The sequence below is a fragment of the Leclercia adecarboxylata genome (assembly GCF_035787115.1).
Lineage (GTDB): Bacteria > Pseudomonadota > Gammaproteobacteria > Enterobacterales > Enterobacteriaceae > Enterobacter > Enterobacter adecarboxylatus_E.
The window spans coordinates 41,250-55,678 of the sequence record NZ_JALKTL010000002.1; the positions used below are offsets into that span (position 1 = coordinate 41,250).

At 57.8% G+C, this 14,429-nt stretch carries 13 protein-coding genes; 8 read left to right on the top strand and 5 right to left on the bottom strand.

Features of this window, described 5'->3' with window-relative positions:
• Position 1 precedes the first annotated feature (1 nt).
• A complete protein-coding gene (locus MXM41_RS07595; protein WP_325930931.1) occupies positions 2 to 2,542 on the bottom strand; it encodes a type VI secretion system tip protein VgrG in 2,541 nt (846 codons plus the stop codon).
• Between the two features lie 156 nt (positions 2,543 to 2,698).
• Here MXM41_RS07595 and xthA point away from each other — a divergent pair, with 156 nt between their 5' ends.
• From xthA to MXM41_RS07625, 6 genes are all read left to right on the top strand, one after another.
• Complete coding sequence (gene xthA / locus MXM41_RS07600; protein ID WP_325930932.1) at positions 2,699 to 3,508, top strand: exodeoxyribonuclease III; 810 nt, start codon at positions 2,699 to 2,701, stop codon at positions 3,506 to 3,508.
• Positions 3,509 to 4,195, top strand: a complete 687-nt coding sequence (locus MXM41_RS07605) for a TVP38/TMEM64 family protein (RefSeq protein WP_325930933.1) — start codon at positions 3,509 to 3,511, stop codon at positions 4,193 to 4,195. It abuts the gene before it with no gap.
• A gap of 21 nt (positions 4,196 to 4,216) precedes the next feature.
• A complete protein-coding gene (locus tag MXM41_RS07610; protein ID WP_418936777.1) occupies positions 4,217 to 5,380 on the top strand; it encodes an ABC transporter substrate-binding protein in 1,164 nt (387 codons plus the stop codon).
• Positions 5,353 to 6,888 (top strand): thiamine ABC transporter permease, encoded by a 1,536-nt coding sequence (locus tag MXM41_RS07615; protein WP_325930935.1) that lies wholly within the window; start codon positions 5,353 to 5,355, stop codon positions 6,886 to 6,888. The genes MXM41_RS07610 and MXM41_RS07615 overlap by 28 nt, the downstream gene beginning before the upstream one ends.
• The gene (locus MXM41_RS07620) at positions 6,888 to 7,520 is read left to right on the top strand and encodes an ATP-binding cassette domain-containing protein (protein ID WP_325930936.1); all 633 of its coding nucleotides are present in this window, start codon (positions 6,888 to 6,890) and stop codon (positions 7,518 to 7,520) included. The genes MXM41_RS07615 and MXM41_RS07620 overlap by 1 nt, the downstream gene beginning before the upstream one ends.
• An 87-nt stretch (positions 7,521 to 7,607) precedes the next feature.
• Positions 7,608 to 8,915, top strand: a complete 1,308-nt coding sequence (locus tag MXM41_RS07625) for a rhodanese-like domain-containing protein (protein ID WP_325930937.1) — start codon at positions 7,608 to 7,610, stop codon at positions 8,913 to 8,915.
• Here the strand turns inward: MXM41_RS07625 and MXM41_RS07630 are convergent, their stop codons facing one another.
• Both MXM41_RS07630 and MXM41_RS07635 read right to left on the bottom strand, forming a co-directional pair.
• Positions 8,916 to 9,539 (bottom strand): CDP-alcohol phosphatidyltransferase family protein, encoded by a 624-nt coding sequence (locus MXM41_RS07630; RefSeq protein ID WP_325930939.1) that lies wholly within the window; start codon positions 9,537 to 9,539, stop codon positions 8,916 to 8,918.
• Entirely contained in the window at positions 9,532 to 10,104 is a 573-nt protein-coding gene (locus MXM41_RS07635) for a carboxymuconolactone decarboxylase family protein (RefSeq protein ID WP_418936773.1), read from the bottom strand. The genes MXM41_RS07630 and MXM41_RS07635 overlap by 8 nt, the downstream gene beginning before the upstream one ends.
• 66 nt (positions 10,105 to 10,170) lie before the next feature.
• On the opposite strand from MXM41_RS07635, the gene MXM41_RS07640 reads away from it, so the two are divergent.
• The gene (locus MXM41_RS07640) at positions 10,171 to 10,581 is read left to right on the top strand and encodes a pyrimidine (deoxy)nucleoside triphosphate diphosphatase (protein WP_325930940.1); all 411 of its coding nucleotides are present in this window, start codon (positions 10,171 to 10,173) and stop codon (positions 10,579 to 10,581) included.
• Here the strand turns inward: MXM41_RS07640 and MXM41_RS07645 are convergent.
• The gene (locus tag MXM41_RS07645) at positions 10,547 to 10,822 is read right to left on the bottom strand and encodes a YnjH family protein (RefSeq protein ID WP_114387331.1); all 276 of its coding nucleotides are present in this window, start codon (positions 10,820 to 10,822) and stop codon (positions 10,547 to 10,549) included. The two genes, MXM41_RS07640 and MXM41_RS07645, sit on opposite strands and share 35 nt — an antisense overlap.
• A 236-nt stretch (positions 10,823 to 11,058) precedes the next feature.
• Here MXM41_RS07645 and gdhA point away from each other — a divergent pair, with 236 nt between their 5' ends.
• Positions 11,059 to 12,402: an NADP-specific glutamate dehydrogenase gene (gdhA, locus tag MXM41_RS07650; RefSeq protein WP_325930942.1), complete on the top strand. Its 1,344-nt coding sequence runs from the start codon at positions 11,059 to 11,061 to the stop codon at positions 12,400 to 12,402.
• A 124-nt stretch (positions 12,403 to 12,526) separates the two neighbouring features.
• Here gdhA and MXM41_RS07655 read toward each other — a convergent pair whose 3' ends face one another.
• Positions 12,527 to 14,428, bottom strand: coding sequence for a DNA topoisomerase III (locus tag MXM41_RS07655; RefSeq protein WP_325930943.1), 1,902 nt, complete (start codon positions 14,426 to 14,428; stop codon positions 12,527 to 12,529).
• Position 14,429 lies beyond the last annotated feature (1 nt).

Here is a 14,429-nt window from a genome sequence, read left to right on the forward strand (position 1 = left end):
ATTATTGCTCCTTGCTCTCTTCCTCGTCAGGGAATTCAACCTTCAATGAGGCTGGCACCATGGTATAGACTGGCAGCGTTTTACCAGTGTCATCTGATGTTCCGTTATAAACTTCACCTTCAGCGGTGGTAATACGGTATCGGGTATGGGTTTTTATTTTTCCGGTTTCACTGTCTTTCAGCGTGAACCCTGCGCCATAGCCATACTGGTAGACAAATGGAGGAGTGGTAATAGTGGCAGGCCCTATTTTTTGCATATTGGTTGACCTGAGCAAAATATTTCCCTTACAACCCAGTTCAATATTATCACCCACTATTTTGATATAAGAGCCATTGCGATTTTTAAGGATCAACTCAGAGGCTGAGGTAATTTCAACACGCCCTTCAGAACTGGTAACAGTAACATCCCGTTTAGCCCGGGCATTGAATGTGTCGCTTTGTGCCTGGAGTTCCAGGCTCCCATTTCCCGCAATAAGTTGCATTCCGGTGCCTTGCGCAAACAGACTAACCGCCTCTGCCGCGGCGATAGTTACTGATTCAGCTGCGCTGATGTCCGTATTTCGGCCAGACATGATGCCAACGCTTTGCCCACCAGAAGCCACTCTGACAGCCGCCGGGCTGAGGATCCCAATGCCATTCGGGGCATGGGCTAACAACCCAGCCTGCTTTAGCCCATCCAGCGTTTCATTTAGCTCGGCCTGGCTGGCTATGTCCCCTGGGGTAGCATGCTGACGTTGCACAACTTTATTCAAACTGCGCGCCAGAGAGAGCGCCTGCTCAAGTTGACGTACCGCCGCCTCCATCTCAAGCATTGCCCCCTGCGCATTCGGCTGACGATCCGCACTCAAAAATATCCCTTTTCCACCCCGTATGGTTACCCAGTCATCCGTTCTTAGTTCGGCACCTTCGCCCCGCAGCACTCGCTGGGCATCCACGTTGTGCCCGATATTAAGTTGGGTTTTGCCACCATACTCCGTGCTGAGCTTAATGTGCTCCGCACCCGCTTTATCCTCCATCCGTAACTTGTTGTTTTTCGGCGTGCGGATGACATTGCGGGTGTAATTCAGTTCCGTGACGGGGTCAGGATGTCGCGAATCATGCAAAGCGTGAGCTATGTAAGGACGGTCAGGATCGCCTTCGTGGAAGGCAATAGCGACTTCAGTTCCTCGTATGAGCGGAAAGTGAAAACCGTATCGATCTCCGCCATAGGGCTTTGCCAGACGTACCGGCATACTCTCCTGCCCTGGGTTTTTACTTTCAAGATCGGCATCAAATTTTACCCGATACGAACCGGAAGCATTGAGCCAGGCATAAGCATCTTCCGCTTTTGCGCTCGTCACGCGAGCGGTCATTGTCCCTATAACCTTCGGACGCGGCAACAAGGGCGGCCGCCAGCATACCGTCTCGCTATACGGAACAGCCGTCAATTCCACCAGAAGCGCTTTTTTGCGGCTACCGGTGAATTTTAGATGCCTGACCAGTAAGTCTTTTTGCAGCAACACGGGTAAGGATGGTGGTGAACTTTCAGTAATGGTTAAGACCTGCGCCGGAGAGAGGGTGGCATCCGTACTTTTTCCGGTAATCAGTGTTTGGCTGGATAAAAATCGTTCGTGATCGAGACGGGCATAAAAGTTAGCGGTTTCTGGTGCCGGGTCGAATTTATCCCCCCGTTCCAGATGTCGCATTTGATAATGATACACATCGCCATAGTTAACATCATGACCATCACCGCGCGTCATATCTGCCGGAGCGGAATGCAACAGCGCCTGGGCTTCCCTGTAGTTGTAGTCCTTTGTGGTGACACTTGCTTCCACCACGTTATGCGCAACGTTAAGTTCCCATATCGAATCGGAGCCGTTGTCGCTCATACCAGAGGGACTGTTTATCGCCAGTTGCTTATCAAAAGTCATTGCACTTTGCTTATCGCCAAAATGAATGACTTCCGTTAGCGTATCCTGCTGCAAGGAGAAAAAGTAAAAGATCCCCACTTCGGAAAGCAGACGCTGGATAAATGCGAGATCGCTTTCCTGATACTGGTTAATTTGCTCACGTACTGGATAACTCTTTTTTAGCCTGAACTCAAACTCCCAGTTTTTCAGTCCATGCTCTGTCAGAATTTGTTCGACGACCTCGGGTACCGATTTATTGACAAAAAAGCGATGGCTACGATGCTGGTGACTGAGCAGCGACAAAAAAGGTTCGAGTATGATCTCATAAGCGACCTGATCGCGGGAGCCGGTAAGACGACGAAAAGATGAGATAATTCCAGATACAGTTTTGATTGTTACAGGAAGCTGTATTGCACCAGTACCGGTTTCTGGAAGGAAGCGCATAATAAATTTACAGCTTTTACGAAGCATCGCTTCGGGCTGAATGTCACGATCCAGACACGTAAAATTGATGGTGTAATGGTAAAGCTCACTTAACCCTTCGCGGCCTACAAACTTCAAAACATCAAGATGCAAATCGCTGTCTTCCAGCTTCAGAACATAGCGGTTAAGCCCATCACTGAAGGCATTGCCAGGGCCATCTATATATTCCATTTATATTTCCCATCGAATAATTATCCTTATTTATCAATATGATAACAAATTTATATCCAGGAGATTAGAGGGAAATCAATAGCTGAATAACAACAGGTTTTCACATAGAAATTCTGCTACCATCCTTGCACTATTCACCTTGCACTGGCAGCGACTATGAAATTTGTCTCTTTTAATATCAACGGCCTGCGCGCCCGCCCTCATCAACTTCAGGCCATCGTCGAACAACATCAGCCCGACGTGATTGGCCTGCAGGAGACAAAAGTTCACGACGATATGTTCCCCCTCGAAGAGGTGGCGAAACTGGGTTACAACGTCTTTTATCACGGCCAGAAAGGCCATTACGGGGTGGCGCTGCTCACCAAAGAGACGCCAGTCTCGGTGCGTCGCGGCTTCCCGGGCGACGGTGAAGATTCCCAGCGTCGCATCATCATGGCGGAAATCCCCTCCCCGCTGGGTAACATCACCGTTATCAACGGCTATTTTCCGCAGGGCGAGAGCCGCGACCATCCCCTGAAGTTCCCGGCGAAAGAGAAGTTCTACCAGGATCTGCAGTCATTCCTGGAAAGCGAGCTGAAAAAAGAGAGCCCGGTGCTGATCATGGGCGACATGAACATCAGCCACACCGACCTGGATATCGGCATCGGGGAAGAGAGCCGCAAGCGCTGGCTGCGGGCCGGGAAGTGCTCCTTCCTGCCGGAAGAGCGCGAATGGATGGAACGTCTGCTGGGCTGGGGCCTGGTGGATACCTTCCGCCACGCCAACCCGGAAACCCAGGATCGCTTCTCGTGGTTCGATTATCGCTCTAAAGGCTTTGATGATAACCGTGGCCTGCGTATCGATCTGCTGCTGGCAAGCAGCCCGCTGGCGGAACGCTGCATCGAAACCGGGATCGACTACGAAATCCGCAGCATGGAAAAACCCTCCGATCATGCCCCGGTGTGGGCAACCTTCGACGTGAAGTAAATGCGCGCACGTCGCGGTAAAATTCTGCTTTTTTGCGCCCTTCTGGGCGCATTTGTCTTTGTTTCCAGGCTGCTCCCTCCCGGCGCGCTGACGCTGGACAACCTTCAGGCCCAGCATCAGACGCTGCTGCTCTACTGCCAGCAGGCGCCGCTCCAGAGCGCTGTCCTCTTTTTTATTTTCTATGTGCTGATCGCCGCTCTGTCGCTGCCGGGTGCCGCGGTGCTGACTCTGCTCGGCGGGGCGCTGTTCGGCCTGTGGCCCGGCATTATACTGGTGTCGTTTGCCTCAACGCTTGGTGCGACGCTGGCGATGCTGGTCAGTCGTTATCTGCTGCGCGACTGGGTCCAGCGCCGTTTTTCCAGGCCGATGCGCACAGTTAATGAAGGCGTCTCGCGGGATGGCGCCTTTTATCTGTTTGCCCTGCGCCTGGTCCCCCTGTTCCCTTTCTTTATGGTCAACCTGCTGGCCGGCGTTACTGCCCTGAGCCTGGGGCGCTACTGGTGGGTCAGCCAGCTTGGGATGCTGCCCGGCGCCATTGTCTATCTCAACGCCGGCCACCAGTTGGGGCAGATTAGCTCACTGCGTGATATCCTCTCGCCCGGCGTGGTTTTTGCCTTTACGCTACTGGGTTTACTGCCACTCATCACCCGCTGGCTGTTTGCCCGCTTTTCCCGAACTTCGCCATAACTGGGAGACACTATGCGCCCTGTGCGTTTTTGCCTGTTGTTGACGGGTCTGCTGATGGCAGGCCATGCGCTGGCTGACGATAGCTGGCAGAAAACCAAAGAGGATGCCCGGGGCCAGACCGTCTGGTTCAATGCCTGGGGCGGCGATGAGGCAGTGAACCGCTACCTGGACTGGGTGAGCGGCGAGATGAAAAGCCACTACGCGATTAATCTGAAGATTGTCCGTCTGGCGGATGCCGCCGACGCGGTAAAACGGATCCAGACCGAAGCCAGGGCCGGGCGTAAAACCAACGGCTCGGTGGATCTGCTGTGGGTCAACGGCGAGAACTTCCGCACTCTGAAAAGCGCCGGGCTGCTCCAGACCGGCTGGGCGCAAGCCCTGCCCAACTGGCGCTATGTGGATACTGCCAAACCGGTAACCGAGGATTTTGCCATTCCTACCGAGGGCGCCGAATCCCCGTGGGGCAGCGCCCAGCTCACCTTTATCGCCCGTCGTCAACAGCTGGCTGAGCAGCTGGCCGACCCGCAGGGGCTGCTCGAGTTTGCCCGCCAGTATCCCGGCACCGTCACCTATCCGCGTCCGCCCGACTTTACCGGCACGGCCTTTCTGGAACAGATCCTGCTGACGCAAACCACCCAGCCGGATGCCCTGAAACAGCCACCGGATAGCGCCACCTTTGCCGCCGTCACCGCGCCGCTGTGGGCTTACCTGGATAAACTGCACCCGTATTTATGGCGCGAAGGCAAAGATTTCCCCCCCTCACCGGCGCGGATGGATGCCCTGCTGGCGAGCGGCAATTTACGTCTGTCAATCACCTTTAACCCGGCTCATGCACAACAGAAAGTGAGCAGCAAAGCGCTGCCCGCAGACAGCTACGGCTTTGGTTTTCAGCAGGGGATGATCGGTAACGTGCACTTTGTGGCAATCCCGGCCAATGCCTCTGCCAGCGCGGGGGCGAAAGTTGTCGCTAACTTCTTGCTCTCCCCGCAGGCGCAGATCCGTAAAGCGGATCCAGCAAACTGGGGAGATCCAAGCGTGCTGGATCCACAAACATTACCGGCATCTGAAGCTGAAAAACTGCGTCAGTTTATCCCGGCCGCGCTCCCGGCGACGCTGGGCGAACCCCATGCCGCCTGGGTGAACGCGCTGGAGCAGGAATGGCTGCGTCGCTACGGCAGCCACTAAGCTGGCTTGCCTGGCTGCTGGTAATGGCGGTGTATCTGCCGTTACTGCCCGCCTTCGCCCTGCTGCTGCCCCCGATCTTCTCGGCGGAGAGCTGGCGGGCGCTGGCCGCCGATACGCAGCTTCCGCAGGCGCTGATCGCCACGCTGGTCTCTACCCTGATCGCCGCCGCTGGCGCGCTGATGATAGCGCTGGCGGTGGTCGCCGCGCTGTGGCCCGGCAGCCGCTGGCGGCAGTTGTGCAACCATTTGCCCTGGCTGCTGGCGATCCCGCACGTGGCCTTTGCCGTCAGCGTGTTGCTGATTTTTGCCGAAGGCGGTGTGCTCTACCGCGTCTGTACATTGTGCTCCCCGGTGATGGATCGCTACGGTGTCGGGCTGGGGCTGACCCTCGCCGTGAAGGAGAGCGCGTTTGTGGTCTGGGCTATTTATGCCTCGCTGCCGGAAAAAGCGCTCGCGCAGCAAGTAACGATCCTGCGCGCCCTGGGTTACGGGCGCTGGCAGGCGTTGCGCTGGCTGATCCTGCCGACGATTGCCCCCGCGCTGGGCGCAGTGATGCTGGCAGCGATCGCCTGGTCGCTGTCGGTGGTGGATGTGGCGCTGATCCTCGGGCCGGGGAATCCGCCCACGCTGGCGGTGCTGGCCTGGCAGTGGCTCTCACAGGGAGAAGCGCAACAGCAGGCCAAAGGGATGCTGCTGTGCGTGATCCTGCTGGTACTGCTGGAGCTAATCGCCATTGGGGTGTATCTCTGCTGGCGGCGCTGGCGCAGTACCCTTCCGGACATTTCCGGGGTTCGCCCAACGCCGCGCCCGCTGATAGTGGGCCGCGCCTGCGGCCTGCTGTTACCGCTTGCGGGTATTATCAGCGTGGCGGTGCTGGTGGTGGCGGCGGATAACACCGGAGTTTCCCGCGACGCCGCCATGGTAAGCCTGACGCTGGGTCTGCTCAGTGCGGGCTGTTCGCTTGGCATGATCCTGCTGTGGCTCGAGTGGGGGCCGCAGCGCGGAGCATTCTGGGTCTGGCTGCCGCTGGCACTCCCGGCGCTGCCGCTGGTGGCCGGGCAGTACCAGGTGGCGTTACTGCTGCAGCTCGATGGACAATTTATCGCCATGCTGTGGGGGCATCTGCTGTGGGTCCTGCCGTGGATGCTGCTGGTGATGCAGCCGGCCTGGCGCCGGCTTGATCCGCGGCAGATCCTGATTGCCCGCACCCTCGGCTGGGGATCGTTTAAAATTTTCTGGCTGATCAAATGTCCGCAGATGATCCGCCCGGCGTTAACGGCGTTTGCCGTTGGCTTTTCCGTCAGTATCGCGCAGTATCTGCCCACCCTGTGGCTGGGCAGCGGGCGCTACGCCACGCTCACCACCGACGCCGTTGCCCTCAGCAGCGGCGGCAGTAGTGCCGTGCTGGCGGCGCAGGCGCTGTGGCAGTTACTGCTGCCGCTGCTGATTTTTGCCGCCTGCATCGGGCTCTCCCGGCTGGCTGGCCGTTATCGACAGGGGTTACGTTAATGCTGATGGTCAAGGATGTTTCGCTCTCACTGGGCCAGACGACGCTAGTGCACAACGTCAATTTCCAGGTATCGCCCGGTGAAATTCTCACCCTGATGGGCCCCTCCGGCAGCGGTAAATCGTCGCTGTTTGCCTGGATGGTGGGCGCCCTGCCTGCGGATTTTCACGCTGCCGGAGAGCTGTGGATCAACGCCCGGCGCTGCGACACCCTGCCTACCGAGCAGCGCGGGCTGGGGCTGTTGTTTCAGGATGCGTTGCTTTTCGATCACTTCAGCGTCGGGCAGAATTTGCTGTTGGCCCTGCCCGCCGCCGTCAGGGGGGAGCAGCGTAAAGCGCAGGCAGATGCCGCCCTGCACGCCGCCGATCTGGCCGGATTCTTTCATCGCGATCCCGCGACCCTGTCCGGAGGACAGCGAGCCCGGGTGAGCCTGCTGCGCGCCCTGCTGGCCCGACCGCAGGCGCTGTTGCTGGACGAGCCGTTCAGCCGACTGGATAAAACGCTGCGCGACCAGTTTCGCCGCTGGGTGTTCGCCGAAGTGCAGGCGCAGGGGATCCCCGTCGTTCAGGTGACGCACGATGAGGACGATATCCCTGCGCATGGACGGGTACTGCCGCTGGCAAACTGGCAATGAATCCCGTGGCAACCTGCGCAAGCGCAACGTTTTTTCTCTGCCATGTTGCCAGAATGGCGGCTCATTTTTTCAGGAACGGGCATTTCGATGAAACGTGTTTCTCAATTGACCGCGCTGACCGCCGCTTTAGGTCTCGCCTCTTTTTGTTCTTTTGCCACTGAAATGGCACATTCACTGACCCTCACGCAGCTTCAGCAGCAGCAAGGCGCCATTATTGATACCCGCGTCAGCGCCTTTTACAACGGCTGGCCGCAGACGCTGAACGGCACCTCCGGCCATGAGCCTTCGGCTCTGAACCTCTCAGCAAGCTGGCTGGGCGCGATGAACGCCCCGCAACTGAAAGCCTGGGCCACGCAGCATCAGCTGACGCCGGCCACCCCCATCGCGTTATACGGCAGCGATAGCGATAACCAGACGGTAAAAGCGCGGCTGAACGAGGCGGGCTTTCACCACGTCGCGCTGCTCGGTGACGCCCTGCAAACGCCGGCCCGCCTGCAGCGCCTCGCCCATTTTGAACAGCTGGTTTATCCCCAGTGGCTGCATCAGCTCCAGCAGGGAAAACCGGTCACCGCCGCCCCTGCCGGAGAGTGGAAAGTGATTGAAGCCGCCTGGGGAGCACCGAAGTTTTATCTGCTGAGCCACATTCCCGGCGCGGGCTATATCGACACCAATGAGGTCGAGAGCGAACCGCTGTGGAACAAAGTTTCCGATGCGGATTTAAAAGCGATGCTGGCGAAACACGGCATCCGCCATGACACTACGGTGATCCTCTATGGCCGCGATGTCTATGCCGCCGCGCGCGTGGCGCAGATCATGCTCTATGCTGGCGTGAAGGATGTGCGTCTGCTGGATGGGGGCTGGAAAGCCTGGGACGACGCGAAGCTGCCGGTCGAGCGCGGAACGCCGGACAACGTCAAACCGGCGACCGATTTTGGCGCGCCGATCCCCGGTCAGCCGCAGCTGATGCTGACTACGGAACAGGCCCGCGGCCTGTTGCACCGTAAAGACGCTTCGCTGGTGAGTATTCGCTCGTGGCCGGAGTTTACCGGCGTTACCAGCGGCTATAGCTACATTAAGCCAAAAGGTGAGATCGCAGGAGCCCGCTGGGGTCACGCCGGCAGCGACTCGACCCATATGGAAGATTTTCACAACCCGGACGGCACCATGCGCAGCGCGGACGATATCGCCGCCCTGTGGAAGCAGTGGAACATTCTGCCGGATCAGCAGGTGGCGTTTTACTGCGGTACCGGCTGGCGGGCATCGGAAACCTTTATGTATGCCCGGGCGATGGGCTGGAAAAATATCGGCGTCTATGACGGCGGGTGGTATGAGTGGAGCAGCAACCCGCAGAACCCGGTAGCGACCGGCGAACGCGGGCCAGACAGCTCGCTGTGATCAAGGCTGGCGCTGGACGTTTTTCAGCGTCAGATACCCACTCCAGACGCGCGTTGCGGTGGTGAGCCAGCACAACGCGCCAAACGTCCACGCCAGCCACCCGAAGTACGCCGGAAACAGGCAAAAGAGCACAAACAGCAGCAAGGTTTCGGTCCCTTCTGTTAATCCCCCCAGATAGTAAAACGACTTGTGGGCGTAGCCCGGATTGTCAATCTCATGCTTCGCGGCCAGCGCCGCAAACGCCAGAAAACTGCTACCGGTACCGATGAAGGCAAACAGCAGCCAGGCGGCGGGCAGCGCGTTACTGACAGGATCCGCCAGAGCAAAGCCAAAGGGCACCAGGGCATAGAACAGGAAGTCGAGTGAGATATCGAGAAAGCCCCCGGCATCGGTCAGCCCCCGCCGCCGGGCCAGCGCCCCATCCAGCCCGTCAAGGAGGCGGTTCAGCACAATGGCCACCAGCGCCGCCAGATACCACCCCAGCGCCAGAAACGGCAGCGCCAGCACCCCGATGGCAAAGCCGATAAGGGTGATGCCGTCCGGGGTCACTCCTGGTTTATCCAGGGTTGCCACCAGCCGGTTGAGCAGCGGCTTAATGCGCGGGTGAAGGTGACGGTCAAGCATCGCGTTGTTCTCCTGCCATGACGCACAATCCCTGGGAGGGAATATCCAGCGCCGCGTTGAAGCGGGCTGATAAATTCTGAAAACCAATGAGGGCCGTCATCTCGGTGATCGCCTCATCATCGAAGTGACGGCGCAGTGCCGCTTTGGTGGCATCGTCAACCGCCGGTGGCGTGGCGGTAACCGCTTCTGCATAGGCCAGTGCGGCACGCTCTTTGTCGCTGAACAGGCTGCTGTTTCGCCACGTTGCTACCGCCTGCACTTTGTCCAGCCCGCCACTGCGTTCCGCCAGACGCAGGGCGTTGGCATCGATGCAAAAGGCACAGTGGCAGATCTGCGAGACACGGGTCATCAGCAGGGAACGCAGCACCGGCTCAAGGGGGGATTTTTTGCGCTCGAGAAAGCCCACAAACAGCGCCACCAGCCAGAAAAGCCGGGGCATTCGTCCCCACCAGCGCAAAGGATTAAGCACCGCGCCATAATGTTTTTTCTGCATTGTGGCGACCGGCGTTAGAATGGTGGGAATGGATTCGATGGGTTTAACCCAGACTGGCGGTATCTCTTTCACAGGATGCTCCTGGCGTGGTAAGTGCGCAGATCCTAACTTTTTTTCTTTCAACTATTATTGACGACCATGCTAAAAACACTCGATGTTGTCTGCGCTATTCTCGAACGGGATAGCAAAATCTTACTGGCGCAACGCCCAGCGCATGCAGATCAGCCCGGTCTGTGGGAATTTGCCGGAGGAAAAGTGGAGGCGGGAGAAACCCAGCCCGCGGCGTTAACGCGTGAACTGCGAGAGGAGCTGGGTATCGAGGCATACCCTGCCCGCTATATTGCCAGCCATCAGCGGGAAGTGTCCCGGCGGCTGATCAACCTGCACGCCTGGCACGTCCCTGAGTTTACCGGCACGCCCCACCCGCACTATCACAGCCAGCTGGTGTGGTGTTCACCGCGCGAGGCGCTGGAGTACGATCTCGCCCCGGCGGACATTCCCCTGCTGCAGGCCTTTATTCTCTTACGCGACGCCACACCAGCGGATTAGTACTGAGGGCATTAGGATCGCGCTGGCATTGCAGCAATACCCCCTCGGCTTTTACCACCGCCCCTTCTGAATAGTTCTGATCCTGATAGATGCAGCACTGGTTGCACGGCGGTGGCCGCTGACCGCTGGAGCTAAAGATCTCCGGCGGGATATTCACATCCACCCCGGTTCCAAACCGCTGGTCGGCCTGACTGCCAGCCGCGAAAACCCCAAGCAAAACAGCCATCACAATACGCTTCATCGACGTCTCTTCCTGTTGTGTCCTGATTATGAATATAACGGTAAAAACAGGGTGAAGCTTTAATCCCTCCGTCCATCGGTTTTTATTATGACCCGGCACGTTTAATGAATTTAACTTGAGGGCGAAATTTAGCTTGCGTCACAAAGCCTGTCGGGTGGTATAGTCGAAAAACACAACATCATGAAGATATTTGTTACAAATAAGATAATCCCAATATATTAGAGGAACTTATAGTTATGGACCAGGCTAGCTCTCTTGAATCCTTTCTGAATCGCGTTCAACAGCGTGACCCGCATCAGAGCGAATTTGCTCAGGCAGTACGTGAAGTAATGACCACCCTCTGGCCATTCCTCGAACAAAATCCCCGCTATCGTCAGATGTCCCTGCTTGAGCGCCTGGTTGAACCTGAACGCGTGATTCAGTTCCGCGTGGTGTGGGTGGATGACCGTAATCAGGTGCAGGTCAACCGCGCCTGGCGCGTGCAGTTCAACTCCGCCATCGGCCCGTTCAAGGGTGGCATGCGCTTCCATCCATCGGTGAACCTGTCGATCCTGAAGTTCCTCGGCTTTGAGCAAACCTTTAAAAACGCCCTGACCACCCTGCCTATGGGCGGCGGCAAAGGCGGCAGCGATTTTGATCCAAAAGGCAAAAGCGAAGGCGAAGTGATGCGTTTCTGCCAGGCGCTGATGACGGAACTCTATCGTCACCTGGGTGCGGATACCGATGTACCGGCCGGGGATATTGGCGTCGGCGGCCGTGAAGTGGGCTTTATGGCCGGGATGATGAAAAAGCTCTCCAACAACAGTGCCTGCGTCTTTACCGGAAAAGGCCTCTCCTTTGGCGGCAGCCTGATTCGCCCGGAAGCCACCGGTTACGGTCTGGTCTATTTCACTGAAGCGATGCTTAAGCGTCACGGAATGAGCTTCGAAGGCATGCGCGTCGCGGTTTCCGGCTCCGGCAATGTCGCCCAGTACGCTATCGAAAAAGCGATGCAGTTCGGCGCGCGCGTCATTACCGCCTCCGACTCAAGCGGCACCGTGGTTGACGAAGCGGGCTTTACCGCCGAAAAACTGGCGCGCCTGTGCGAAATCAAAGCCAGCCGCGACGGTCGTGTGGCCGACTATGCCCGTGAGTTTGGTCTGACCTATCTTGAAGGCAAACAGCCGTGGTCCGTACCGGTGGATATCGCCCTGCCTTGCGCAACCCAGAACGAGCTGGGTGTCGAGGCGGCGCAACAGCTGATCGCTAATGGCGTTAAAGCAGTCGCTGAAGGGGCTAACATGCCAACCACCATCGAAGCCACCGACCTGTTCCTGGAAGCGAACGTGTTGTTCGCGCCGGGTAAAGCGGCTAACGCTGGCGGAGTGGCAACCTCAGGCCTGGAGATGGCGCAAAACGCCGCGCGTATGGGCTGGAAAGCGGAGAAAGTGGATGCGCGTCTGCATCACATCATGCTGGATATTCACCACGCCTGCGTCGAGTACGGCGGGGAAGAGAAGCAGACCAACTACGTTCGCGGCGCGAACATTGCCGGTTTTGTAAAAGTGGCGGATGCGATGATGGGCCAGGGTGTTATCTGATTTAACAGGCTGCGGCCGGGTCCCCTCACCCCGGCCCTCTCCCACAGGGAGAGGGAGAAAACATTAAAAAAGGCAACGTACGTTGCCTTTTTGCTTTTACCTCGTAGCGCCATCGGCCAAATTCTCAAGCCGCACTCTTTTTCTTAAACTTTTTCTTCTTGTCGCCGCCCGGCGCTACCATGCCGCGAAAATCCCTGACTGAGGTGTTCCGCGCCTGGTTGATTAGATCGAATAGCGTGCCCACCAGCGGCTGCATAAAGTCCTGATAGCGACACTGCTTTTCGCTGATCTGGGTCAGCACCGACTCCCAGTGCGCAGTCATATCCGGTCTGGCGGCCATCTCCGGCAGGGAGTGAATCAGCGCCCTTCCGGCATCGGTCGAGTGGATATAACGCCCTTTCTTATGCAGAAAACCGCGTTTGAACAGCAGCTCGATAATGCCGGCGCGGGTGGCTTCCGTTCCCAGGCCGTCGGTGGCACGAAGGATTTTCTTCAGATCCTTGTCCTGCACAAACCGGGCGATGCCGGTCATGGCCGACAGCAGCGTGGCGTCGGTAAAATGGCGCGGCGGCTGGGTCTGTCGCTCCACCACTTCTCCCTTCTCGCACAGCAGATCGTCGTTTTTCGCCACCACCGGCAACGGCGTACCGTCATTCTCCTCGTCCCGCTCTTTATTGCCCAGCAGCGTGCGCCACCCTGCTTCCGCCAGGAAACGGGCTTTGGCAATAAACTTGCCTTTGGCGATCTCAAGTTCAATAACGCATTTGCGGAACACCGCATCCGGGCAGAACTGCATCAGATACTGACGGGCCACCAGGTTATATACCTTCGATTCGTTATCCGTCAGGTTAACGGAACTGCTGCGCGCCGTCGGGATAATGGCGTGGTGGGCATCCACCTTTTTATCATCCCAGCAGCGGTTGCGGGTGTCCGGGTTGACCACCGGCTGCACTAAATCGGGGGCATGGGCGGCAATGGCGTTCAGCACCGCATGGCGCCCGGCGAAGTGCTCTTCCGGCAGGTAGCGACTGTCGGAACGCGGATAGGTAATCAGCTTATGGGTTTCATACAACTTCTGGCAGATATCCAGCACGTTCTGCGCGCTGAGGCCATAACGTTTTGCCGCCTCGATCTGCAAGGCCGAAAGCGAAAACGGCAGCGGCGCAGGTTCTGATTCCCGTTTATCGTTATAGCTGGTGACGACAGCGGGCTGGCCCTGAATGCGGGTTACCACGTGATCGGCCAGCGGACGATGCAGCAGCCGCCCCTCTTCATCCTGATAGGGTTCACAGGCCTCACTCGGCTGCCAGACGGCGGTAAAACGCTCGTCCTTCGGAGTGACGATATGGGCTTTTACCTCAAAGAAGTCTTTAGCGACAAAGTTCTCAATCTCTTCATCACGGCGTACCACCAGCCCCAGTACCGGCGTCTGCACCCGCCCCACTGAGAGCACACCCTGATAGCCGGCGTTGCGGCCAAGTATGGTGTAGGCGCGGGTCATGTTGATGCCGTACAGCCAGTCGGCGCGGGCGCGGGCCAGTGCCGAAACGCAAAGCGGCACAAATTCGCTGTTGGCGCGCAGACGTGAAATAGCGCGCTCTACCGCCTGCGGATTAAGATCGTTAATCAGACAGCGCTGCACCTGCTGGCGTTTTTCCGCTGCCAGACTCAGGTAATCAAGCACCTCATCAACCAGCAGTTGCCCTTCGCGATCCGGGTCACCGGCATGGATCACCTCGGAGGCCTCATTCAGCAGACGCTTAATCACGTTCAGCTGTTTAGTGACCGACGGGCGCGGCTGAAGCTGCCACTTTTCCGGCACGATGGGGAGGTCGTTGAGATTCCAGCGCGCGTAGCGGCTGTCATAGGCATCCGGCTGGGCCTGCTCCAGCAGGTGGCCGATACACCATGTCACCACCTGCCCGTTTCCGCACTCAATGTAGCCGTCCCCCTTGCGATGCGGTTTGGGTAACACATCCGCAATCGCCCGGGCGAGGCTGGGTTTCTCGGCAATAAATAACCGCATC